Genomic DNA, 22759 nt, shown 5'->3' with positions numbered 1-22759 from the left:
ATGTTGATTGGAGACCTGTTCGAAAAAGACGTCACCCGCGCCATCCCGCCGGTCGTGTACTTTCACGAGCAAGAGCCGACCGAGCTGAAACGCGAGGTGGAGGAGTACATCATCACCGGCGGCTACCCGGCCGGCGACCCGCGCGCCACCGAGGGGGGGATCCACGAGCAGTTCGTTCGCCTCCTGTCCGCGATGCACCGCGAGCTCCAGAAGCCCGGCGGACCGGAGCTGCCCGCGAGCTGGATCTCCGGCTTCTACGGCTCCGGCAAGTCGAGCTTCGCGAAGCTCCTCGGCCTGGCGCTGGACGGCCGGAAGCTCCCCGGCGGGAAGCCGCTCGCCGAGGCCCTGCTCGCCCAGGATCACTCCCCCGGCGCGCCCGACCTGCGCGCCGCCTGGCAGCGCGTCGTGACCGGGATCCAGCCGGTCGCGGTCGTCTTCGACATCGGCAGCAAGGCCCGGGACGACGAGCACGTCCACGCCGTCGTGGTGCGGCAGCTGCAGCACCGGCTCGGCTACTCGACGACCAGCAACCTCGCCGCCGAGTACGAGCTGAAGCTGGAGCTCGAGGGGCTGCACGCCCCCTTCATGGACAAGGTGCTCGCCGTGCACAAGAAGCCCTGGGGCCAGCTCAAGGACAGCCAGCTCGTGGAGGACTACCTGTCCGCGGCGCTGCACGCGCTCCAGCCGGACCTCTTCACGCACGCCATGGCGTGGGTGGACAGCCGCACCGGCTCCCGCTTCGAGGACAAGCGATCCGCGGACGAGGCGGTGCAGGCCATCCAGCAGATGATGGACCAGCGCTGCCCCGGGCGGACACTGTTCTTCGTCGTCGACGAGGTGAGCCAGTACGTGCACGACGACCCCGACCGGCTGCTGGCGCTCCAGTCCTTCGTGGCGGCGCTCGGGCAGCGGATGAAGGGCAAGGCCTGGTTGCTCGCCACCGGGCAGCAGAAGCTCGAGGAAGGGACCGGCGTCGCCGCGCCCATCCTCAAGCTGAAGGACCGCTTCCCGCCTTCCCTGCGCGTGCACCTGGGCGTCGCGAACATCCGTGACGTCGTCCACAAGCGCCTGCTCCGGAAGAAGCGGCTCCTCGAGCCGGATCTGCAGGCGCTCTTTCACGCCCACCGCTCCGAGCTCGCGCTCTACGCCTACCGCGGCGACGAGATCTCGGAGACGGACTTCGTCGAGGTGTACCCGCTCTTGCCGGGGCACATCGACCTGCTGCTCGACATCACCACGGCCCTCCGGTCGCGCTCGGTGAGGACGCAGGGCGACGCGCACACGATCCGCGGCTTGCTCCAGCTCCTCGGCGACCTGTTCCGCGAGCGGGATCTCGCGCGCTACGAGGTGGGCCGCCTCATCACCCTCGACCTCGTCTACGACGTGCTCCACAGCGCGCTCGGGGCCGACGTCCAGATGACGATCGCCCGCGCGCTCGATCTCGCCGCCAAGCAGAAGAACGCCCTGATGGCGCGTGTGGTGAAGGCCGTCGCCCTGCTCGAGCTGGTGCGGGACCACCAGAAGACCTCGGCGGAGCTCATCGCGCGGTGCCTTTACGAGCTCGTCGGGCAGGGCAACCTCCAGCCGGAGGTCCAGAAGGAGCTGGACGTCCTCGCCGGCGAGAGCCTGCTCGGTTACTCCGAGAAGACCGGGTACAAGATCGAGAGCTCGGCCGGGCAGGAGTGGCAGCGCGAGCGCGAGGGCTACGAGCCGGGCGCGGAGCAGCTCTCGGAGCAGGTCGTCAAGGCGCTCGAGCTGCTCCTCGGCGACGCGGAGCGCCCGTCGCTCCAGGGCCTGTCGCTCCCCTGGCTCGCGCTCTTCTCGGACAGCGTCCGATCGAAGGACGTCCACATCAAGGACGAGCGCAAGTACACGGTGGTGACCGTGGACTTCCAGTTCACGAAGGGCGAAGGCGCCGAGCAGTGGGTGCCCCGCAGCGACACCCAGGCGTACCGGGATCGCATCGTGTGGGTCGCCGGGGATGTGGACGCCGCCCGGCACGCCGCGAAGAAGCTCGTGCGGTCGGAGCGCATGATCGAGCGCTACGGCGCCCGTCAGAGCTCGCTGGGCGACGACAAGCAGCGCCTGCTCATCGAGGAGCGGAACCGCCTGGACACGGCCCGGCGGGAGCTCACGGAGGCCGTCAAGGGCGCGTTCATGACGGGTCAGCTCTACTTCCGCGGGCGCGAGAGGTCGCCGCGCGACGCGGGGCCCACGTTCACCACGGCGCTCTCCGCGTTTGGCAACCTGATCGTGAGCGAGCTTTACCCGCACCCGACGATGTTCTCGGTCTCCGAGAAGGACATCCTGTACCTCATCGAGAACACGGAGCTCACGGCGCCGCCCCCGGTGCTCGGCCAGGATCGCCTCGGCATCCTGAGCCTGGACGCGGGGCGCTACGAGGTCACCTGCACCGGCCGCGTCCCCACGGACGTCCTGGCGTACGTGAGGGAGCACGGCGGCATCGCCGGGGCCACGCTCCTCGCGCATTTCGGCGCGCCCCCGCACGGCGTGCCGCCGGACGTGCTCCGCGCCGCCGTCGTCGGCCTGCTGCGCGGCAGGAAGCTCCGCATCGAGATCGCCGGGGCCGGCGAGATCACGAGCCCGCGGGACGAGGGCGCGCGGGAGCTGCTGAAGGACACGGGGCTCCGCAAGGCGAAGCTCACCGAGAACACGGTCGAGGCGCTCTCCCCGCGTGACCGGAACGCCATCTGCGCCCTGTTCCGGGATCTGCTCGGCAAGGACGTGGCCCGGGACAACGACGCCATCGCCGACGCGGTGGCGGAGCGGTTCGCCCGCGTGCGCGAGCGGCTGACCGAGCTCGGGACGCGCTTCCGCCGTCTGCCGAAGGATGCCGCCTATCCGGCGGCCCTCACCAGCCTCGAGCGCGCGCTCGAGACGTGCCGCCGGGATCGGCGGGTGGAGCCGACGGTCCTCGCCGTGAAGCGCTCGCTGAACGTGCTGCGGGACGGGCTCACGCTGCTCCGCCGGATGGAGACGGATCTCACCGACCAGGCCAGCGAGGTGCTCCGCCAGGCCGAGGACGCCCTGAACCACGCCTGGCCCGGCCTGGAGGCGCTGTCCCCTTCGGAGGACGCGCGCGCGGCCGCGGGCGCCATCCAGGCGCACCTCCGCACCGAGCGCCCCTGGGAGGACACGGCGGAGCTCCTGCCGCGCGTGGAGCTCCTGCGCGGCGAGCACCGCGCCCTCCGCCGCGCGATGCTCGACGCGCACGCGAAGGAGGTCGACGGCGCGGTGGAGCGCCTCAAGCGGCGCAGCGGCTTCGAGCGCCTCGACCCGGATCAGCGGCACCAGGTCCTCCGCCACCTGCGCGAGGGCGCCGCGCCGAACACGGACGAGCGCGCGGTGGCCCCGGCCGTCGAGATCCTCGAAGGTCAGCTCGAGACGCGCCGCGAGGCGGCCGAGGCGAAGGCCCTGGCCCACCTCGACGCCCAGCTCGAGACGCTGGGCGAGACGCCGGTCGTCGAGGTGATGCTCGACCTCAGCGGCCGCGAGGTCGACAGCGCGGCCGACCTGGAGCGCCTGCTCGACGAGGTCCGCCGCCGCATCCTCCACGAGCTCGCCGCGCGCCACCGCGTGCGGCTGCGGTGAGCGCCCCGAGGCGCCCGCGCGCTCAGCCCTCCATCTCGCCCCGTTCGTTGATCTCCGGTGTGCGAGAGACCTTGTCTCCCCAGCTCGTGTAGCGCTTCGCGAGCTTGCCTCCCCTGGTGAGGATGCCGGCGCGCTTGAGGAGCGCGATGTCCTCGTCGACCGACGTCGCGTTGAGGGCCTGAGTCAGCGCCTCGACCGTCCACTCCGGGCCCTGCGGCGGCGGAGCGGCCCCGGCCGGCCCACGCCGCGTGTTCGTCTTCGCCGTCTTCTCCGCCTTCGCGAGCTCTCGAGCCTTACGCGTCTTTGCCATAAGGACTATCCTTTCGCACCGACCAGACGGCGAGGATCGTCCGGCGCCTCGCCGCGTCAGAGATTGATGCTCTTTAACAGGCTCTCCGCGGCGGCGCGATGCTCCGCGCACGCGGGTTTGAGCGCCACAGCGCGCTCCATCGCCCTGGTCCGTTCATGGATGGCCTCGTCACGTTCGACGAAGAGGACCGTCGCCGCCAGCTCGAGGACACGCCAGAATGCATCCTTGAACAGCGGTGCGAGCTGCTGGACGCGCGGATCGCTTCCGTCCGTGTTCTCCTCGATCCACGCTCGTCCGGGTTCGGTCAGCGCGTACGTGTACTTCGACTGCTCGTCGCCGTATTCCGCCCGGTCCTCCCGGAGAAGGTTGGAGGCGATGGCCTCCTGCAATGTGTCGGACAGGGCCCTGCTGTAAGGACCGTAGTGGTGGTATTTGAACGGCGTGGCGCGGAAGTCATCCACCCCCACGCTCTTGAGCAAATAGGCCGATTTCTGCAGGCGAATCCTGCTCTCCAGGCGGCCGCCCATGGCGGCGACCATGGTGAGCAACCCCCGGAGCGCGCTGCCCCGCTGGACCGATTTCATCTTACCCCTTGCCTCCTTGCAGCTTCTTGAGAACCGGCATCATCTCACTCAACAGCGAGGCCTTGATCTCCTCTGGAAATACGAGCCGGTGGAAGTACTTGGTGTCCTTCAGGGCAGCGACGATCCGACTTTGTGGATTCTCCTCGAGAGGCCGGGGATCGGGGCCCTCCCCGACGAGCCATATGGACTCATCCGGCGACTCGGAGCGCCAGTCATACTGCTTGTAGCTTGTTCTACCGGGCTCATCCACCGACACATAGTAGTCCACTGTGGTGTCATCCACGCCCAGCAGCCTCTTCGTCAAGGACTTGGCGTGTTCCTCCAGCTCGTTGAGGCTCCTGCGCTGGGCGGCGTCGACATCGATGGTCTTGAAGAGTCGCCGGCACAGCAGCCTGTCGGCGAGGTCGCTCAGCACCTTGTCAGAGTGGTGTTTCCATGACTCGATGAGCGACCAGACATGGAACTCGCTCAGGCGCATGTATTGGCGCAGCTCGATTCCCTGCCCATGCTCCGCGAGCGCCTGAAGGGGATGGACGCCCGTGTGATCTCCGGGTGGGAAGACCGACTTATCCCCCAACCGGTGCAGCTCGCGTCTCGCCGCCTCTTCTTGTCGATGTAGTAGACGATCCGGGCGGGCAGGTCCGAATCCGCGTTCTTCAATGTCTTGCTGATCGCGGAGTCGTCCTCCTCGATCAGCCGCTGGGTCATGACCTCGTGGTCGAACTCGACGCCATGCTCTTTGAGGATCTCTTCAAGCGTGTGAGAGAACGGACCGTGCCCCACGTCGTGGAGCAGGGCTGCCACGCACGTCGTGACCTTGTGATCAGCGTCGGCGGGAATATCGCAGTTGCGCTCGATGCCCTCGTACATCTCCCGCGCCAGGTGGGCGACCCCCATGCTGTGGGAGAAGCGCGAGTGCTCGGCCCCGTGGAAGACGAGGTTCGTAAGGCCGTTCTGGCGGATGTGGCGCAGGCGCTGGAATTCCGGACAATCCACCAGTTTGCGCACAAGCCAGCTGATCCGGAGATCCGCGTCGCTCCCCGCCGGGAAAGGCTGCGCGAGGTCGACCGCGCCGTACCGGATCTGCAGGTGCACGGGGTCGCGGTAGAACTTCGGACGCGGCATGGGGGAGCTGGAGCCTCGCGAGGGCCGAAAGTGGATACATGAAAAGGTGTTCAGCTTCAAGCTGAAAGCCCCATGCCGCGGACGATGGCTCCTCCGGGGCCGTCCCCGCTGTTCCAAGGAATTTCCTCCTGATACTCTCGCGGAAACGCGGCGGTGGACGTCCTCGGGCATGGCTCGATCCGAGCTGACCGCTTCCTCGCTGCTCGCCGCGCACCCCCGCGTTCGCCGCCGTCGACCATGACCCCGACCCTCCTGACAAGCGACGCGAAGGAAGCCCTTCGCAAGACCGTCCGCGGCCTCCGCGGCCGGCTCATCGACCAGCTCACCGAGGCGGCGCGAGGCGAGTATCGCCTCGACGTCGCCCTCGCGAAGGCCCAGCTCCCGGAGGCGCGCCGCTGCCGGCGGGAGCGCCTCGAGGCGTGGATCGACGAGCAGGCGCGGAGCGCCCGCAAGCCGAAGGACAGGAAGGCCGGCAAGGGCGCGGACGCGGAGCTCCGCCAGCGGTTCCTGCAGCAGGCCGCGAAGGAGGCGGCGCACACGCTGCTCAACCGCCTCGTGCTCGTGCGCATCCTGGAGCACCACGGCGTGCTCCGCCCCGCGGTGGTGACCGGCGGCTGGAGCAGCCCGGCGTACGAGCAGGAGTTCGTCCACTATGCCGGTCCGCTCGCGACCGACGACACGCGCGGCTACCGCGCGCTGCTCGACGCCGTCTTCGCCGAGCTCGCCGTGGATCTGCCCGGGCTCTTCGGCCCCGTGGGCCTCACGCCGCTCTTCCCGGTGCCCGCCGCCGTGCTGCGGGAGGTGATCGACGCCCTGAACGACCCGACGCTCGCGTCGGCGTGGGGCGACGACACGACGCTCGGCTGGGTCTACCAGTACTGGAACGACCCGGAGCGCGAGCAGCTCGACGCGAAGATCGCGGGCGGCGGGAAGATCGAGCCGCACGAGATCGCCAGCAAGACGCAGATGTTCACCGAGCGCTACATGGTCGAGTGGCTGCTCCAGAACAGCCTCGGCCTGACGTGGCTCGCGATCTGCCGGAAGCCGGAGAACGCCTGGACGCCGGAGGCCGAGGCCGTGCTGCCCGTGCTCGAGGCGCGCCGCGCCGCGTGGCGGGCGAAGCGCGAGGCCGGCGAGGTGGCGCTCGACGCGCTGATGCCTGTCGAGCCGGGGATCGAGAGCGCGTGGAAGTACTACGTGGAGCAGCCGATCCCGGAGGACGCGGTGGCGAAGGCGCCGCCGTCGATCCGGGAGGTGAGGCTGCTCGATCCGGCGTGCGGCTCCGGGCACTTCCTGGTGATCGCCTTTGGCTTGCTCGCCGACCTGTACCGCGAGGAGGCGAGGCACCGGGGCGAGGCGTGGAGCGACGAGGAGATCGCGGAGAGCATCCTCGCGAACAACCTGCACGGCATCGACATCGACCCGCGGGCGATCCAGATCGCCGCGGCGGCGCTCGCGCTCCGGGCAAGGTTGTTCGCCCCCGAAGCGCGGCTCAGCCGGATGAACCTCGTCGCGCCGAGCTTGCGGCTCGGGGACCTGCCGGAGGACGATCCGGCGCTGCTGGAGCTCTGCCGCGAGCTCGAGCGCGAGGCCGGGATCGCCGAGGCGCTCACGCGCAAGCTGGTCAAGGGGATCGCGGGCGTCGACTACCTGGGGTCGCTGCTCAAGGTGGATGAGGCGATACGAGAGGCGCTGAACGAGGCGACGCGGCAGATCGAGCGCGGCAAGGCGGGGCAAGGAGACCTGTTCCGGGGGTTTGCGGTGCAGCGGGAGGAGCTGTCGTTCGATGCGGCCAGGGAGGCGGTGGTCGAGAAGCTGGAGCGCTTCCTGGAGGCGCACTCGGCCTCGGAGGACCTCGGGCTGCGGTTGCATGGGGAGCAGCTGGCCTCGGGGGTGAGGTTCGTGCGGCTGGCGAAGGAGGGGAGTTACGACGTCGTCGTGGGGAATCCGCCGTACCAGGGGCTGAGCAAGACGGCGCAGTTCGAGTATGTCGCGAAGCATTATCCGCGGGGGAAGGCGGATCTGTATGCGGCGTTCCTGGAGCGGGGGCTGGAGCTGGTGCGAGAGGGGGGAATATCCGCGCTGCTGACGATGCGAGGGTGGATGTTTGTTAAGCAGTACAAGGAGGTACGGGAGCACCTGCTGCGCACCTGCGACCTGCGCGCCCTTGTCGACTTTGACTCGGGCGCATTCGAGGAGGTGTCTGCCGCTCAGGTCGTGCTATCGGTAGCATGCAGTGTGTTCCGGCGTGACTCGCTCAAATCCTCTGCAGTGGCGCTGCGCCCGACGCCGATGGACGACCGCGCCAGTGCTGGGATGACCAGCCGCAAACGCGCTGGGCTACTCGCTCAGACGGGGCGATGCAAGTTCGACCCGAAGGGCTTCGAGGTCATCGAGGGCGCGCCCATTGTGTACTGGTGGACGAAGGAGTTTCTCGATCGGTATTCGAACGCGCCCAAGCTGGGAAAAACGCACAAGGTCCGAAAGGGCGTGTGCACCTGCAACGATCCTCGCTATGTCCGGAAAGCACACGAGGTCATCCGGGCACGCACACTCACAATCCGCTGCGATGAACCAAAAAACTGGAACCAGCACGCGCAACGATGGTCACCTACAATCATGGGAGGTGATGGTCTCGAGTGGTTCGAGCCGCTTCGCGATGTAGCACTCTGGGAGCATCGCGGTCTCGAAATGAAGACAGATATCGAACATGCCTACGGTGTCGTTACCAAGAGGATACAGAGCGAATCTCTGTATATGGAATCAGGCGTCGCATTTGCGATGATTGGCAGCCATTTCGGAGCGCGAATGCATCGCTGGCGCAGCATCTTCGGCAACATGGGATCTTCCGTGTTTCCGATTGATAGAGCCGCCGTTACTTGCACCATGAACACAGGCGTTGCGCGTAAGATTCTAGCATCACTCAATCCCGGCGTTCACTTTGAGGTCGGCGACGTCAACCGCCTCCCCATCTTCCCCGTCGCCAACGCCGACGAGATCTTCGCCACCGTCGAACGCGCCTTCACCGAGCACGAGTCCCACCGCGAGCCCTCCGTCGAGTTCCGCCGCCCCGGCCCCTCCCCCTGGCGCCACGCCCAGGACTGGGCCCAGCTCGCCGTCGATCGCCCCGAGGGCGCCCCCCTCCCGCCCTACGAGCCCGTCCACGACCCGCCCGCCCCGGAGGCCCCCGTCTCCTTCGCCCTCGGCGTCGCCCTCGGCCGCTTCGACGCGGGCGGCAACGGCCTCCTCGACGCCGCGCCCCCCGACGCCCTCCCCGCCGGCATCCTCTTCGTCGGCCCGAGCGACCACCTCCCCGACTCCCTCCCTCACCCCGCCTCCGCGCCCCTCCTCGGCGCCTGGGCCGAGCACCAGCGCTCCATCTGCACCGGCAAGGAGCAGCCCCTGCGCGACTGGCTCCGCAAGGACTTCTTCACCTACCACAAGGCCCTTTACGAGAACCGCCCCATCTATTTCCCGCTCAGCAGCGACAAGCGCAGCTTCGTCGCCTGGGTGAGCATCCACCGCTGGACGGACAGCACCCTGCAAACGCTGCTCGCCGATCACCTGCACCCGCTCCAGCGCAAGCTCGACGGCGAGATCGCCGACCTCGCCCAGGCCCGCGCGAGCAGCGACAAGAAGACCGCCATCGCGGCCGAGAAGCAGTACGCCACCGTGAAGCGCCTGCGCGACGAGCTCGCCGGCTTCATCGAGGCCGTCAGCCAGTGCGCCGAGCGCGGCGCCCCGCCCACCGACCCGGCCTGCCCGCCCCGCGCGGCGGACGCGACCTTCCGCATGGACCTCGACGACGGCGTGATGATCAACAGCGCCGCCCTCTGGCCCCTGCTCGCCCCGCAGTGGAGCGACCCGAAGAAGTGGTGGAAGCAGCTCTGCCTCGCCGACGGCCGCAAGGACTACGACTGGTCCCACCTCGCCCGCCGCTACTTCCCCGCCCGCGTCGACGAGAAATGCCGGAAGGACCCGAGCCTCGCCGTCGCCCACGGCTGCTTCTGGCAGGACCACCCCGCCAAGGCCTACGCCTGGGAGCTCCGCCTCAAGGACGAGATCCGGCCCGACTTCACGCTCGACGAGCCCGGCTCCGACGGCCACAGAGCGCGCTTCCTCCTGGAGCACGCCGCCGAGGCCCGCGCCCTCGAGGCCGCCGAGCACAAGCGCCGCGAACGCAAGGCCGCCAAGGCCGAGGCCGACGAGCCCGGAGAGCTCGACGCCGGCGAGGCGGAGGACGAGGAAGCGGGCTGAAGCGCTCCGGTTCAGGGGGCGTACCCGTCGTTCCTCGGCATGGGCTGCCTCCTCGGACAGAGATCGCCTGGGAAGCGGCAAGATGTCATGAGTCTTGACAGGATCGAGGCCGGGATTTGCCGTGAATTGGACCAATTTGTGCGTTTAAATTCACATAGGCCGAGAAAAATTGTCACGATAGTGAAATTAATTCTCCATCCAGGCTGTCCGAAGCCCATTGCGTGAAGTTAAACTCTCCATCCAGGCTGTTCGAAGCCCACGGCGTGAAGTTAAACTCTCCATCCAGGGTGTCCGAGGTCCATTGCGTGAAGTTAAGGCTGATCGGGCGTGACCTTGGCCCGGCGGGCTTCGCCTCCGCTGGACAGCGAAACCCGATTTCTGAAGCTTCCGCTCGCTCCTTTCCCTCGGGACCAGCCTTACCTGGTCGCACCCTTCCCACCTTCATGTTCAAATCCGGCCACCACCGCCGCCGGCGCTCTGACCTGGTCACGATGACTCGGTCGAGACAAGCCCGCGCTCGAGGTACTCGCCCCCGACGAAGCGGCCGATGATCACGACGGTCCGGCCGTCTCCGGAAAGCGTCACCTGCCCGGCGCCCGCGGCCACGGTTCCGAAGCACGTATCTGACAGCTCGATCAGATAAGGGGACTCCATGCGTCCCCCCTCGCCGAGCGCATGAAGAGCGCGCTCCCAGGCGGCGAGGACCTCGGGGCAAGGCGCGCCGCATCCTTCGAGGAAACCGCGCAGCAAACGCTCGTCCCACGAGCGGTTGAACTTGGCACGGCGCCGGATCCAGGAGAGGAGCAAGGGGTGGATCTCTTCTGGGTTGCTTGTTGCCATCGTGGTCCCCATCGCGCTCCGGCTGAAGTCACAACCGAGCAAGCCGTCCATCTTCTAGCAGTACCCATGGGGACGAAGCCGAGTACGCCTCGGTCCCCGCAATGGGCAGACTTGGCGCATCCGTGAGCTGTTCGAGCCCCTTGTCTCGTAGTCGCATCCCACGTTCGGTGAGGCGATAGACGAGCGACTTCATCGGAACGTCGGGATTCGGCCCAGGCGCGCGCTCCACAGCCGCGCTCGAATCATGATCCGCCCAGTGCTCCAGCCGGCGTGGCAGAAACAGATCGCCCGTGCAGGAGAGGAGATGCCACAGACCTATTCGCGCCTCCGATTTACAGACGGCTAACGCCAGCGCAGTCTGCCATTCAGACGAGAGAAGGGCAAAAGTGATCTCGTCGAACCGACTGAGATGCAGGGTTCCCTCCGTGGTCCTTCTTGGAAAGAAGCAGGAGAGCAGCGCCCATAGGGGGGCAAGCTCCGGAAATCCCTCGACGCCGTGGACGCAGCTTTCGACGAACGGCAACGGGTTCTCATCGACGTAGCTGTCCCAGAGGCGAACGGCACGTTCGTACCGCTCACGCGGCCAGGGGCGCGCCTTACCGATGCGCTCGAGAAGAATTTCGTCAGGATGATCAGACACCGACTCGGAACAGGTAAACGGACGAGTCAACACCTCGCGGCTCGCTGTTGCCGAGGGCGGAACCGGCTCAAAATCGAGGACCAAGACGTCGTGGTGCGCGATCCCAAGCTGGTGTAGCCAGCTACAGGCCCTCCAGAGGTTCACCCGCTCGTGAAGGCTCGCCGACACCCACAAGACAACGGGGGGCTCCCAGTGGACCTCGGACGAATAGAGCCTATCCCATGCCTCGCTCGAGCTCCACCACATCTGACGTGCTCGAATGTTCTCCTGAGCGCTTCGGCGACTCGGACCGACGACGAGACGCTCGGACGCGCGCACGACATTCGCGGCACCGATCTCCAACAGATGCTCTGCGGTCAATGCGTCGAAGGCGACGTGGGTCGCTTCACGAATATCAGGAATGCTCGTCGTCATCAATAGAACCCACACTTGTAGCACTGCCTGAATTTATAATCATGGTCCTTCCAGCAGTTTTCCTGACATATAGCGCAAAGCGTTATTCCTTCATCGACGAAGCGCGTACATGGATAGGGCTTCGCCATGCATGCTTCGTACATCTCGGTACATTTATTGATGGGCGAGCACCCTGCCATCAGCGCGAACGATTCGCTGTCCACTTCTTCGGATCCACCTCCGTCGCCGTCTCTGAGATAATCTCCCGCCCCTACGGATTCTGTCGGGTATCCAGCACCGGCGCTTCCCGGTTCCACTGTATCGCAGGCGTACGACAGGTCGCATGCCGACGCGAGTACCATCACGAGCCCGCCGCACAGTACGAGCGCGCTCGCCTTCTTCAAACCGTTTCCCATGTCGTGCTCCCCTTCCGGGCGAGCGCACCGTTCTGTCGGCCGAGAGATGGCGTCAACAGGTCGCCGGGACCGATGTTGTGTCCACATCCCCACCGCCCCCGCCACCCAGGATCCACGTCCCGGGGTTCATGCCAGGGATCGCGGGGATGTTCGGAACCGGAGCGGTGCGCGCCATGGGGCCATGGTCACCGGCGGCTCCGCTCTGTGTCAATTTCAGCGGCGCACCGGCCTGGGATGCGCCAGACGGCTCGATCCGTTGTGATGCGTGAGCGGAGCGGCCGCCGCCATCGCGGCCCCCCGCGGCAGCTACCTCGAGCTGATGCTCGCGCTCGAGCCACACGGCAACGGCCTCCACCCCGCTCACGTCCTCCTCCACCTCCCCGGCGTGAACAAGGAGACCGTCAAGGAGACGCCCGTGTTCGAGCTCTACAAGGCCGGCGTGGTCTTCGAGAAGAGCCTCGGCACGCTCGTCCGCGAGGCGGCCATGGGGGCGGCGACGCTGGGTTCACTGCGCTCGCGCGGGCTGTGGTGTACCGCGGCAGCGCCCTCGATCGCCGCCGAGGCGCGCTCAGAGGACAACCCGCTCCAGCTTGAAGTCGAGGACGGCTCGAATCGCATCGTAGTCCTCGTCGGCCGTCAGGACGGTGGCGCCGAGGGAACGCGCCGAGAGCGCGATCAACACGTCATTGACCAGCGAGGCTCGGCGCACCTCACGCCCCGCCTCACGGAGCCGCCGCAGCGTTCGTCCGGCATGGTCGAAGAGACAGGTTCGTATCGAGGAGGACCTTCCGGAGGATCATCGAAGCGCATCGTCGAAGCCGCCGATCGCCTTGACGCGCCGGTGGACCTTCAGGATCGGCTCCTCGCCGAGGACGAGATCGAGCGCCCGCTCGATCGTCTCCTGCTCCGTCTTCGCGCCGAGGAGCTTCTTGGCACGATCAATCTTGGACTGATCCAGTTTGAGGTGCTTGTGCCGCGGCATGTTCATGATTCAGGCTAGCGTGAACATGCCCAGCCCGCCACCGAGCTGACTTCTGACGCCTCGTGCCCCCGTGATACGTTCTCCCCACGACATGCCCACCGCGGATCCCCACCGAGGCGCGGCGAGCCGGGCGCTCGCCGCCGAGGTCAACAAGAAGGTCCGCGAGCGTGGCCTCGTGGTGTGGATCGACGCGGATCAGCAGTACACCACGCTCGTCGACGCGCTCCGCGAAGGCGCCTTCGGGTTCTCGTACCCCGTGGTGGCCTACCGCGGCAGCTACCTCGAGCTGATGCTCGCGCTCGACCAACAGGGCGACGCGCTCCACCCCGCTCACGTCCTCCTCCACCTCCCCGGCGTGAACAAGGAGACCGTCAAGGAGACGCCCGTGTTCGAGCTCTACAAGGCCGGCGTGGTCTTCGAGAAGAGCCTCGGCACGCTCGTCCGCGAGGCGGCCATGGGGGCGGCGACGCTGGAGCAGGCCGACGCCTTCGTCCGCGCGCCGGGGCTCAGCCTCGACAAGGCGGACCGCTGGCTCGACGAACTGCAGGCGCAGCCCAGGGGAGAGATCACGCTGCTCCTCGAGAGCCGGGGGCTCGATGACGTCGTCCTCGGGCTCGTGGCCGACGATCCGCGACTCCGCGCCCACCTCCCCGAGCACGGGGAGCAAGTCCTCGCGTTCCTCGAGAAGGGCCTCGGGCTCGGCGCCGCCTGGCGCACCTACCGCATCGGCCAGGCGGAGCTCACCGCGACCGCCGTGGCCACCCTTGTCGCGAGCTGGCTCATGGCCGTGGAGTTCGTCCACGACCTGAAGGAGGCCCCGGTCACGCCGGAGCTCCAGGCCCTGACCCGGCTCGGTCCGCTCGTGAAGGACTGCCGCCGCCTCGCCGCGCGCTTCAGGGAGCAGCACCCCGACGCGTACGAGCTCTTCGCCACCGAGCTGCAGGAGCACCTGCAGCAGGAGCGGACGAGCCACCACGCCGGCGCGCTCGGCGCCATCGATACGTTCCGCTTCGAGGAGGCCACCATGCGCGCCGCCGCGCTCGGCGCGCTGTGCCGCGGCGAATGGGACGGCGCCGAGGAGATGGCCGGGGCGCGGACGCCGGAAGCGTGCTTCTGGGTCCGCCGCTCGCCGGCGTTGCAGCGCACCTGGGAGATCCTCCGCCAGGCGGCGAGCACGGGCCGCGCCCTCGCGGCGACGCGCAAGGGGCTCGACCGGTGCGGCTCGCTCGACGAAGCGGTGGAGCGCTACGCGGAGAAGCTCGCCCCGGTCGACCGCCAGCACCGGCTGTTCGAGCAACGCGCCCACGCCCTGCTCGCGTCCGATCTCGACGACTACGACGCGCTGCTGGAGGTCCGCAAGGCCGTGCGCCGCGCGTACCGCGGCTGGGCGGACGCGACAAACCGGGCGTTCTTCGAGCTCTGCGTGGCGCACGGGCCGTTGCCCGGGCGCAGCCTGCGGCAGCGGTCCGTCTACGAGGACGTCGTGCACCCCCTCGTGGAGCAAGGGGGGCGCGTGGCGTTCCTCCTCGTCGACGCCCTGCGCTTCGAGATGGCGCAGGGCCTCGCCCAGGAGCTCCGGCGCGAGAAATACCGCGCGAGCCTCGGCGCGCGGCTCGCCGAGCTGCCGACCGAGACCGCGATCGGCATGAACGCGCTCACCCCGGTCGAGCGGAACGGCCGGCTCCGCCCGGCGATGAGGGACCGCAAGATCGAGGGGTTCGTCGCGGGGGAGTTCAGGGTGTGCCACCCGCCCGAGCGGGTGCGCGCGATCAGCGAGCGGAGCCTCCCCGGCCCGGCGCAGAGCGCCGAGGACATCGAGCTCGAGGAGCTCCAGGACATGGGCCTCGCGCAGCTCAAGCGCCGCCTCGGCGGCAAGCCTCCGCTCGTCGTGGTGCGCAGCCGGGAGCTCGACACCGCAGGCGAGCACGGGCTGCACCTCGGCACCTTCGATCACACGCTCGCGCTGCTCAAGTCCGCGATCTCGCTCCTCTCGCAGGCCGGCGTCGAGCGCTTCGTCATCGCGTCCGATCACGGCTTTCTGCTGCAGGACGCCACGGCGGACAACCTCCCCTTCGGCGCCAGCAAGCAGGTGCCCGAGCGACGGCACGCGCTGTTGCCAGAGCCCTCCGGGATGCCGGACGTGCTCGAGGTCCGGCTCTCGGCGCTCGAGTACGACGTGGAGGAGGACCTCTACCTTGTGCTGCGGCCGGACACGGCGCTCTGGCAGACGAGGGAGAAGATCGCGCCCTTCGTGCACGGCGGCAACAGCCTGCAGGAGCGCGTGATCCCGGTCCTGGTCCTCGACCGGCAGGTCGTTCGCGGCAAGACGACGTCCCGCTACGAGGTCGTCGCTCACCCCGAGCCAGCGCACCTGGGGCGCCAGCGCCTGCGCCTGGCCGTGCGGCTGCAGAGCCGCGAGAACGCGTCGCTCGGCTTCCTGGCGCCGAAGAGCATCAGCCTGGCGCTGCGCGTGCAGGGGCGCTCCGACGTGCTCATCGGCCTGCTCGACGCCGGGCCGCCGGCCACCCTGTCGGACGGGCGCGTCCTTGTGCCGCCGAACCGCGACGAGGCGATCGTCGAGTTCGAGATCGAGGGGCAGGCCGACGAGAAGGTGCGCGTCGAGGTGTACCACCCGGATGCGATCGAGGAGGTGACGCCGAAGGTGGTCGAGGGCTTCTTCGACGTCGCGCGGAGCCGCCACCTCCCGAAGCCGCGCGCCGCCGGCGGCAGCGCGCCCCCGCCGGGGCAGAGCCGGCCGCCGAGCGCCCCGCCTGCGCCCCAGGCTCGGCCGCCCAGCGCTCCCCCTGCGGCGCAGGCTCGGCCACCCGGCGCTCCCCCTCCGATGCAGCCCGCGCCCGCCACGCCGGCGTGGGGCGAGCTCGTCGCCGACGACGCCTACCGGCGCGTCCTCGAGATCATCGCGGAGCGCCGCACGATCAACGAGGCCGAGCTCGCGCAGGTGCTCGGGTCGTCGCGGCGCGTGCGCGCCTTCGCCCGGCACTTCGACGAGCTGGTCCGTCGGCTGCCCTTCGAGGTGGAGGTGCTCACGGTGAATGGCATGAAGGCGTACGCGAGAAAGGACTGACCATGGCATTCCGCGACGCGGCCCACATCTTTCAGCGTCTGCGCAACGGCACCGTGCCCGACCGGGGACTGGAGGCGTTCGCCGTCGGGATCGAGCGGCACAGGAAGGAGCTCCAGCGGAAGCTCGACGAGGTGAAGAACGGCGAGGGGGACGTGAAGTTCCTCCGCGGCGGCTACGGCTGCGGCAAGACGTTCATGGCGAACCTCGTCGTCCACGACGCGCAGAAGAGCGGTCACGACGCGCAGAAGAGCGGCTTCGCGACGAGCTTCGTCGTGGTGTCCGACAACGATCTGCACTTCCACCGGTTCGACGAGCTCTACCGCAAGGTCGTCAGCGGCCTGAGCACGCCGGCCTGCGCTCAAGGAGCGCTGGGGGACGTGCTCGACCGCTGGATCGGCGGGGTCGAGGAGGGCCTCGTGAAGCTCGGCCTGAGCGAGGACGATCCGAGCTTCGATGACCGGGTGCTCGCGAAGCTCGACGAGCAGCTCGTGGCCCTCACCGGCGGCCGAGCGCCCGCCGACATGATCCGCGTGATCCGGAAGGTGTTCGAGCTGAAGCAGGCGGGGCGCGTCCAGGAGGCCTCGGCCCTCGTGTCATGGCTCTCCGGCAGCTCGAACGTCGCCGCGAGCCTCAAGAGCATCGCCGGCGTGAAGGGCGACATCTCGAGCAGCGACGCCATGGCCTATCTCCGCGGCATCCTGGAGATCATCAAGAGCGCCGGCTACACCGGGCTCGTCATCGTCATCGACGAGGCGGAGACGATCTTGCGCATGCGCGGCGACGTGCGCGGAAAGTCTCTGAACGCGATCCGTCAGATCGTGGACGCCGCGAGCAGCTATCCGGGGCTGCTCTGGGTGTTCACGGGGACACCCACGTTCTTCGACGATCGGCAGGGCGTGAAGGGCGTCGAGGCGCTCTATGCCCGGATCAAGTACGAGGAGTTCAACGGGGTCCCGAGCCTGCGGCAGCCGCAGCTCGCCCTCCGGCCGTTCGACCGCGAGCGCCTGCTGAAGGTGGCGCTCAAGCTCCGCTCGCTGCACCCGGATCTCGCGCCCGAGGAGGCCGAGCGCCGGTTGCCGAGGGAGCTCGTCGAGCAGCTCGTCGACACGGTCACGGCGGGCTTCCGGGGGGACGTGGGCGTGGTGCCGCGCCAGTTCCTGCGGACGTTCGTGAACGTGCTCGACGTGCTCGCGGACGACCCGGACCAGGACGCGCGGGGTCTGCTCGGGTTCGAGCCGGCGGGGCTGACCCCCGAGGAAGAGGCCGTGCTGGCCGGGCGCAAGCTCGAGGAGCCGCCGCCGGACGACGCCTTCGGCGGCGCCGGTGTCGCGATGTGAGGCGGCGATGAGCGTGTTCTCCCGCTTTCCTGAGCGACTGCAGCACGCCATCGCGCACGACCTCGGCTTCACGTCGCTCCGTCCTGTGCAGGAGCTCGCGGGCGAGGCGATCCTGGACGGCAAGAACGCCGTGGTGCTCGCGCCGACGGCGGGGGGGAAGACCGAGGCGTCGATCTTTCCCGTCCTCGCCGGGCTCCTGGCGGCGCCACCGTCGGGCGTGGGGGCGCTCTACGTCGCGCCGATCAAGGCGCTCCTGAACAACCAGGAGGTCCGCCTCGGCGACACCACCGAGATGGTTGGCCTGCGCCGGTTCGTCTGGCACGGTGACGCGCCGCAGGGCCAGAAGGAGGCCTTTTGCCGGGAGCCCGCGGAGCTCCTGATGACGACGCCGGAGTCCCTGGAGGTGATGCTCATGTCGCCCCGGGTGCCGGTGCGCCGGCTGTTCGAGGATCTGCGCTGCGTCGTGGTGGACGAGATCCATGCGTTTGCCGGGACCGACCGGGGCGCGCACCTGATGAGCGTCGTCGAGCGCCTCGCCGCGCTCTCGCGGCACGACGTGCAGCGCATCGGCCTCAGCGCCACGGTCGGGAACCCGGAGCACATCGGCCGCTGGCTGGCCGGGAGCTCGGCGCGGCCGAGCGTCGTGGTCGACCCTGCGCGGCCGAAGGCGCAGCGCCTCATCAAGGTCTACCTCCGGGAGGACGCGAGCGACGTCGCGCGCGAGGCCCTCCGGGAGGGGCGCGGCAAGAAGAGCCTGTTCTTCTGCCAGTCCCGGGCGCTCACCGAGGCCGTCGCCGACGACATGCGCGACGGCGAGATCGAGGTGTTCGTCCATCACGGGTCCGTCTCGAAGGAGGAGCGGTATGCCGCCGAGGAGCGCTTCGCGCGGGGCACGAACGCCTGCATCGTGGCCACGTCCACGCTCGAGCTCGGCATCGACGTCGGGGGGCTCGATCTCACGTTCCAGGCGAACGCCCCGAGCACCGTGTCGTCGTTCCTGCAGCGCATGGGTCGCACGGGCCGGCGGACAGGCACCGTGGCCAACATGACCTTTCTGTGCGAGGACGCGGTGTCCGTGGTGCAGAGCACGGCGCTCATCCTGCTGGCCGCGCGCGGGTGGGTGGAGAGCGTCAAGGAGGAGACGCGCGCCTGGCCGGTGCTGGTGCACCAGCTGCTGGCGATGACCCAGCAGCACGGTGGGATCAGCGCGGAGCGCTGCTGGCAGGTGCTCGAGCGGGTGCCGGACTTCCGGGGCATCCGGCGGGAGGAGGTCCTCGAGCTTGTCGAGCACATGAAGCGCGAGGGGTATCTGTTCGAGTCCGGAGGGCTGCTCGGTATGGGGCAGACGGCCGAGCGCGTCTTCGGCAGGAAGAACTTTTTGGAGCTCTACGCGGTGTTCTCGAGTCCGGTCCTCTACAAGGTACAGACCGAGTCGAACCGCGATCTGGGCAGCCTGGAGCAGGCGTTCGTGGATCGCCTCGTGGAGGAGATGAGCACGTTCCTGCTCGGCGGGCGCGCCTGGCTCGTCGTGTCGCTCAACCACGGGGAGCGTCTCGTGCGTGTCCGCAGCGCTCCGCGCGGCAAGAAGCCGAGCTGGGGGGGGTTCGTCCCGCAGTTCCTCGGGTTCGAGGTGTGCCGGGCGATGAGGGAAGTTCTTACGAGCGACGAGGAGTACCCGTTCCTCGACGTGAAGGCCAAGGCCGCGCTCGCCGAGTGGCGCGGCGACCTCGGCCAGCTCCTCCGGCGCAGCGGGGACGCGCTGCAATTCGACGGCACGACGGTGACCTGGTGGACGTTCGCCGGCGGCCGGATCAACCAGACGCTCAAGTACGCGCTCGAGTGGAGAGGGGGCTGGAAGGTCGTACCCGACAACTTCTCCATCAGGATCCAGGGAGACGGCGTGGGTTTCGAGGCGGTGGGTCGTCTGCTGGACGAGCTGCGACGACCGAGCTTCTGGGAGGCCGCCGAGACCCGCCGCCGGCTGCTCGCGCTCGTGCCCGAGTACCGCCTGAGCAAGTTCCAGCGCGTGCTCCCCGAGGCCTGGCAGGTCGAGATGGTGGGCGGGTACCTGCTCGACTTCGAGGCGACGGCGCGGTTCCTGGCGGGGGGCGGGTCCGTCACGAAACAAGGCACAGGAGCGGTCCCGATCGGTAACGCTGGTGCCCCTCCGTAGCCGCTCGCCAGTGACCCCGCCCGCGACGCTTTCGTGATCCAGCGGGGCTCTGCGACGCCTGAAAAGGTGGCCCATGCCATCCTGGAGCTTCAGTACAGATCCAGGTGCTCCCCGCAGTGGCCGATGTACACCACCGACTGGTCGCCCTTCTCCGCATCCTTCTCATCCCTGGGCTCCTTGCAGGCGAACACGTGGACTCGCGTGCGGTTCCCCGGCTTCGCGTGCATGTCGAAGAGCTGCTTCTCGGCGAAGCCCGGCACATGCAACTCGCGCTGTTTGCCGAGCGTTGGCTTCTTCAGCGTCTGCGCCTTCTCCTGGGACATGTCGACGCAGCACGCCAGTTTGTAGCGCTCCGCGGCCGATTCGCGGGGGAGCCCGGTGTCCAAGGCGCGCGCGTAGGCATCCAGGGCGCGGATCGCCTCGAACAGGATCGCGGCGTCGCAGTCCAGTTCCCAGCGCTTCGCCGAGCTGCGCGCGGTGTCGAGGATGCGAACGCGCTCGGTGTGGAGGACTGCTTGCTCCAGCACCGAGAGGGTCGTCGTCACGTTGGGCCGGCTCAGTGCGGCCTCGGCCTCGGCGGCCTCATGGGCCGTGCGGAGATTACGCAGCTCGATCTGGCGCTCTCCGCGCTCGGCCCGATAGATGGGCTTGTCAAGATAGGGGTTCGGACCGTACGACAGGATCCAGCTGGGTCGACCGCACGAGAGGCCGTGGTGCGCCCCCGTGAGCAGGACCTCCACGAGCCAATCAGGGGCCTCCAGGCACGAGGGGTCCGTGTCCGTAGGGCAAGGGCCGTCATCCACTTCCAGGTTCTGCACCCAAGGACCCGAGAGGAGCTGGAGGAGAAGATCCAGCACGTTGTCCCAGTCGGAATCCATCCGGTGCTGATTCCTCCACCAATAGTACATCGAGGCTCCCGTCCCGGAAGCCGGAGCGAAGGAGAACTCTTCATCATCAACACAAGCTTCGCCACGCTCGATCTTCGCGGTGCCGTAGCCCGAGCCTTCCGGCTCTCCGAGCGTCAGAACGAAGTCCGTCTCGAAGTCCTCGATTCGGCTCGACACCCCGATCGCGAACCGGCGCTCTTCTCGAGAGTAATTCAGCGCCTGCTTGAAGCTCCCGATATCGACCCACTCGCCCGACAGCCGCAGGTGGCCAGCGTCGCCCACCTGCTGCTCTGACTGCATCAGCGCCAGCAGCGCATAGATCGTCGAGCTCTTCCCCGCGCTGTTCACCCCCGCCAGCAGCGTGAGGGCGCCGAACGTCACTCGGGTGGGTTCGGCGAAGCAGCGAAAGCCGTCCAGCATGATCGCGGTGAGCACCTGGAATCAGCCTCCTTCCCTGGTTCCGTCGTCGCCGGGCGGCGTCGACAGGTTCAAGCGTGAGAACACATCGAGCCTCAGCTCCGGTTCCGCATCCGAGTCCAGCACCATCACCGTCAGCGGGGTGTCCTCGAACCGGCGCCGCAGGCGGACGGGCAGGTCCGGGAAGCGCTTGCCGACCAGCTCCGGCAGGAGGCGGAGCCCGGTGAGGGCGAGCTTGCCTTCCAGGAAGCCGAACAGGGACAATAACCGCTGGAGGCCATCGAGGATCTGCATACTCCCGTCGCGGGACTCGGCGACGTAGAACGCCGGCAGCGGGAGCCGGAGCAGCACCGACTCGACAAGTTGTGCCTGGACGGCGGGCGACCAGTCGAGGTCGGGACGGAAAGGACGGCGGAGGATGAGCGTCTGGTCGGCGAGACGGCGATGAAGCTGGAGGATCGTCCACTCGACTTTCAGGATCGGGATTCGCCGGTTTTCCGGGGCCTCATTCGCAAGGAGCGCGCGCCGGACGGAAGGAGCGTCCGCAGGAGCGCCGGACGGGTCTGCCTTGGCTGCTGGTTTCGTCATGACGAACCCTTCCAGGGTAGCGGAAGCTGGGGCCGCGCGTGAGCCTTGTCTAGCAGCCAGCCGTGTTCGCTCATGCCTCGGCTGCCCCGCCCGCGCCTCCCAGCCGCCCCTCGGCCGCTTCGCCTTCGGGTACCGGCGCGTCGTGCCCGTATCGTACGAGACGCACACGCTGGCGCCGATCTTGCGAAGCGCGTCGAGCGCCGGCGCCTCGGTCGAGCCTGCGGGCCTTCAGGCTGGCGTCGAGGTCGCGCAGGCCCGACGCCAGCGCCTCCGTGATCAGGATCTCGTAGAGACCGCGCCGGCTCGCCGTCATGGACAGCGAGTCTACGGCAGATCGCCGCTTGCGTGCTCGTCCTACGTTCACTCATCCTCCCTGAAGAGCTCCCGGAAGAACCGCTCCCTGTGCAGCAGGAAATCCCGCGTCAGCGCGAAGTGCTCCGTCTCCTCGTACGCCACCTCCGCGATCCCCTCCTCGGAGAGCCGGTAGATCGTCGCGTCCGGATAGGCGAGCACGATGGGCGAGTGCGTCGCGACGATGAACTGCGATCGCCCCTTCCCGACGAGCTCGTGCATGCGCGCGAGCAGGGTGAGCTGCCTTCCGGGCGACAGCGCGGCCTCCGGCTCGTCGAGGAGGAAGAGGCTCTCGGGCTTGAACCGGTGCTTCACCAGGGCCAGGAACGACTCGCCGTGCGACTGCTCGTGCAGCGACGTGCCGCCGTAAAACTGGGTCGCGGCCAGCTCGTCCACCTGCGTGGCGACGTTGAAGAAGCTCTCGGCGCGCAGGAAGAAGCCGTTCTTCTCCCGGCGCGCCCCACGCACGAGCCGCATCGCGGTGTGCAGCTCGGACTCGGAGCGCCGGGTCGCGAAATTGAAGCCCTTCGAGCCGCCCTCGGCGTTGAAGCCGGCCAGGAGCGCGAGCGCCTCGATGAGGGTCGACTTGCCGGAGCCGTTCTCGCCGACGAAGAAGGTCACCTTGGGATGGAGCGCGAGCTCCTCGAGGGCGCGCACGGCGGGGATGCTGAACGGATACCTGGAGAAGTCCTCGACCCGCTCGCGCAGGAGCTGGACGGAGCGGATGAAGCCGCCCGGGAGCTGGGCGCGCTTCATGAGGAG

At 68.4% G+C, this 22759-nt stretch carries 16 protein-coding genes; 6 read left to right on the top strand and 10 right to left on the bottom strand.

Annotated elements, in window-relative coordinates:
* Positions 1 to 3612 (top strand): BREX system P-loop protein BrxC, encoded by a 3612-nt coding sequence (brxC, locus tag WME75_RS16750; protein WP_437491957.1) that lies wholly within the window; start codon positions 1 to 3, stop codon positions 3610 to 3612.
* Positions 3613 to 3634: 22 nt separating this feature from the next.
* Here the strand turns inward: brxC and WME75_RS16745 are convergent, their stop codons facing one another.
* From WME75_RS16745 to WME75_RS16730, 4 genes are read right to left on the bottom strand one after another with little or no spacing between them, the layout of a single operon-like run.
* The gene (locus WME75_RS16745) at positions 3635 to 3922 is read right to left on the bottom strand and encodes a hypothetical protein (RefSeq protein ID WP_437491955.1); all 288 of its coding nucleotides are present in this window, start codon (positions 3920 to 3922) and stop codon (positions 3635 to 3637) included.
* A gap of 56 nt (positions 3923 to 3978) precedes the next feature.
* Positions 3979 to 4506, bottom strand: coding sequence for a hypothetical protein (locus WME75_RS16740; RefSeq protein ID WP_437491954.1), 528 nt, complete (start codon positions 4504 to 4506; stop codon positions 3979 to 3981).
* A gap of 1 nt (position 4507) precedes the next feature.
* Entirely contained in the window at positions 4508 to 4984 is a 477-nt protein-coding gene (locus WME75_RS16735; protein ID WP_437491952.1) for a hypothetical protein, read from the bottom strand.
* Positions 4975 to 5601, bottom strand: a complete 627-nt coding sequence (locus WME75_RS16730; protein WP_437491950.1) for an HD domain-containing protein — start codon at positions 5599 to 5601, stop codon at positions 4975 to 4977. Before WME75_RS16730 ends, WME75_RS16735 begins: the two co-directional genes overlap by 10 nt.
* 267 nt (positions 5602 to 5868) lie before the next feature.
* On the opposite strand from WME75_RS16730, the gene pglX reads away from it, so the two are divergent.
* Entirely contained in the window at positions 5869 to 9888 is a 4020-nt protein-coding gene (gene pglX / locus WME75_RS16725; RefSeq protein WP_437491948.1) for a BREX-6 system adenine-specific DNA-methyltransferase PglX, read from the top strand.
* Between the two features lie 486 nt (positions 9889 to 10374).
* On the opposite strand, the gene WME75_RS16720 is transcribed toward pglX, so the two are convergent.
* On the bottom strand, positions 10375 to 10779 hold the full coding sequence (locus WME75_RS16720) for a hypothetical protein (protein ID WP_437491946.1): 405 nt from the start codon (positions 10777 to 10779) through the stop codon (positions 10375 to 10377).
* The gene (locus WME75_RS16715) at positions 10757 to 11782 is read right to left on the bottom strand and encodes a hypothetical protein (protein WP_437491944.1); all 1026 of its coding nucleotides are present in this window, start codon (positions 11780 to 11782) and stop codon (positions 10757 to 10759) included. The genes WME75_RS16720 and WME75_RS16715 overlap by 23 nt, the downstream gene beginning before the upstream one ends.
* 780 nt (positions 11783 to 12562) lie before the next feature.
* On the opposite strand from WME75_RS16715, the gene WME75_RS16710 reads away from it, so the two are divergent.
* The 4 genes from WME75_RS16710 (at position 12563) to WME75_RS16695 (ending at position 19754) form a co-directional block, all read left to right on the top strand.
* Positions 12563 to 13177 carry a hypothetical protein gene (locus WME75_RS16710; protein WP_437491943.1) on the top strand — a complete coding sequence of 205 codons (615 nt, stop codon included), beginning with the start codon at positions 12563 to 12565 and terminating at the stop codon, positions 13175 to 13177.
* Between the two features lie 73 nt (positions 13178 to 13250).
* A complete protein-coding gene (pglZ, locus tag WME75_RS16705; RefSeq protein ID WP_437491941.1) occupies positions 13251 to 16244 on the top strand; it encodes a BREX-6 system phosphatase PglZ in 2994 nt (997 codons plus the stop codon).
* A 2-nt stretch (positions 16245 to 16246) separates the two neighbouring features.
* Positions 16247 to 17581 carry a BREX system ATP-binding protein BrxD gene (brxD, locus tag WME75_RS16700; RefSeq protein WP_437491939.1) on the top strand — a complete coding sequence of 445 codons (1335 nt, stop codon included), beginning with the start codon at positions 16247 to 16249 and terminating at the stop codon, positions 17579 to 17581.
* Between the two features lie 7 nt (positions 17582 to 17588).
* Positions 17589 to 19754, top strand: coding sequence for a DEAD/DEAH box helicase (locus tag WME75_RS16695; RefSeq protein ID WP_437491938.1), 2166 nt, complete (start codon positions 17589 to 17591; stop codon positions 19752 to 19754).
* 89 nt (positions 19755 to 19843) lie between these two features.
* On the opposite strand, the gene WME75_RS16690 is transcribed toward WME75_RS16695, so the two are convergent.
* The 4 genes from WME75_RS16690 to WME75_RS16675 form a co-directional block, all read right to left on the bottom strand.
* Positions 19844 to 21076 (bottom strand): hypothetical protein, encoded by a 1233-nt coding sequence (locus tag WME75_RS16690; protein ID WP_437491936.1) that lies wholly within the window; start codon positions 21074 to 21076, stop codon positions 19844 to 19846.
* 6 nt (positions 21077 to 21082) lie between these two features.
* A complete protein-coding gene (locus tag WME75_RS16685) occupies positions 21083 to 21646 on the bottom strand; it encodes a DUF262 domain-containing protein (protein ID WP_437491934.1) in 564 nt (187 codons plus the stop codon).
* Between the two features lie 70 nt (positions 21647 to 21716).
* A complete protein-coding gene (locus WME75_RS16680; protein WP_437491932.1) occupies positions 21717 to 21959 on the bottom strand; it encodes a hypothetical protein in 243 nt (80 codons plus the stop codon).
* A gap of 47 nt (positions 21960 to 22006) precedes the next feature.
* Positions 22007 to 22753: an AAA family ATPase gene (locus tag WME75_RS16675; protein ID WP_437494847.1), complete on the bottom strand. Its 747-nt coding sequence runs from the start codon at positions 22751 to 22753 to the stop codon at positions 22007 to 22009.
* Positions 22754 to 22759: the final 6 nt, after the last annotated feature.

This window comes from Sorangium sp. So ce1014 (assembly GCF_051521505.1).
Taxonomy (GTDB): domain Bacteria; phylum Myxococcota_A; class Polyangia; order Polyangiales; family Polyangiaceae; genus Sorangium.
The sequence above is the reverse complement of the archived record's forward strand: the minus strand, read 5'-3'. Positions and strand labels throughout refer to the sequence as shown.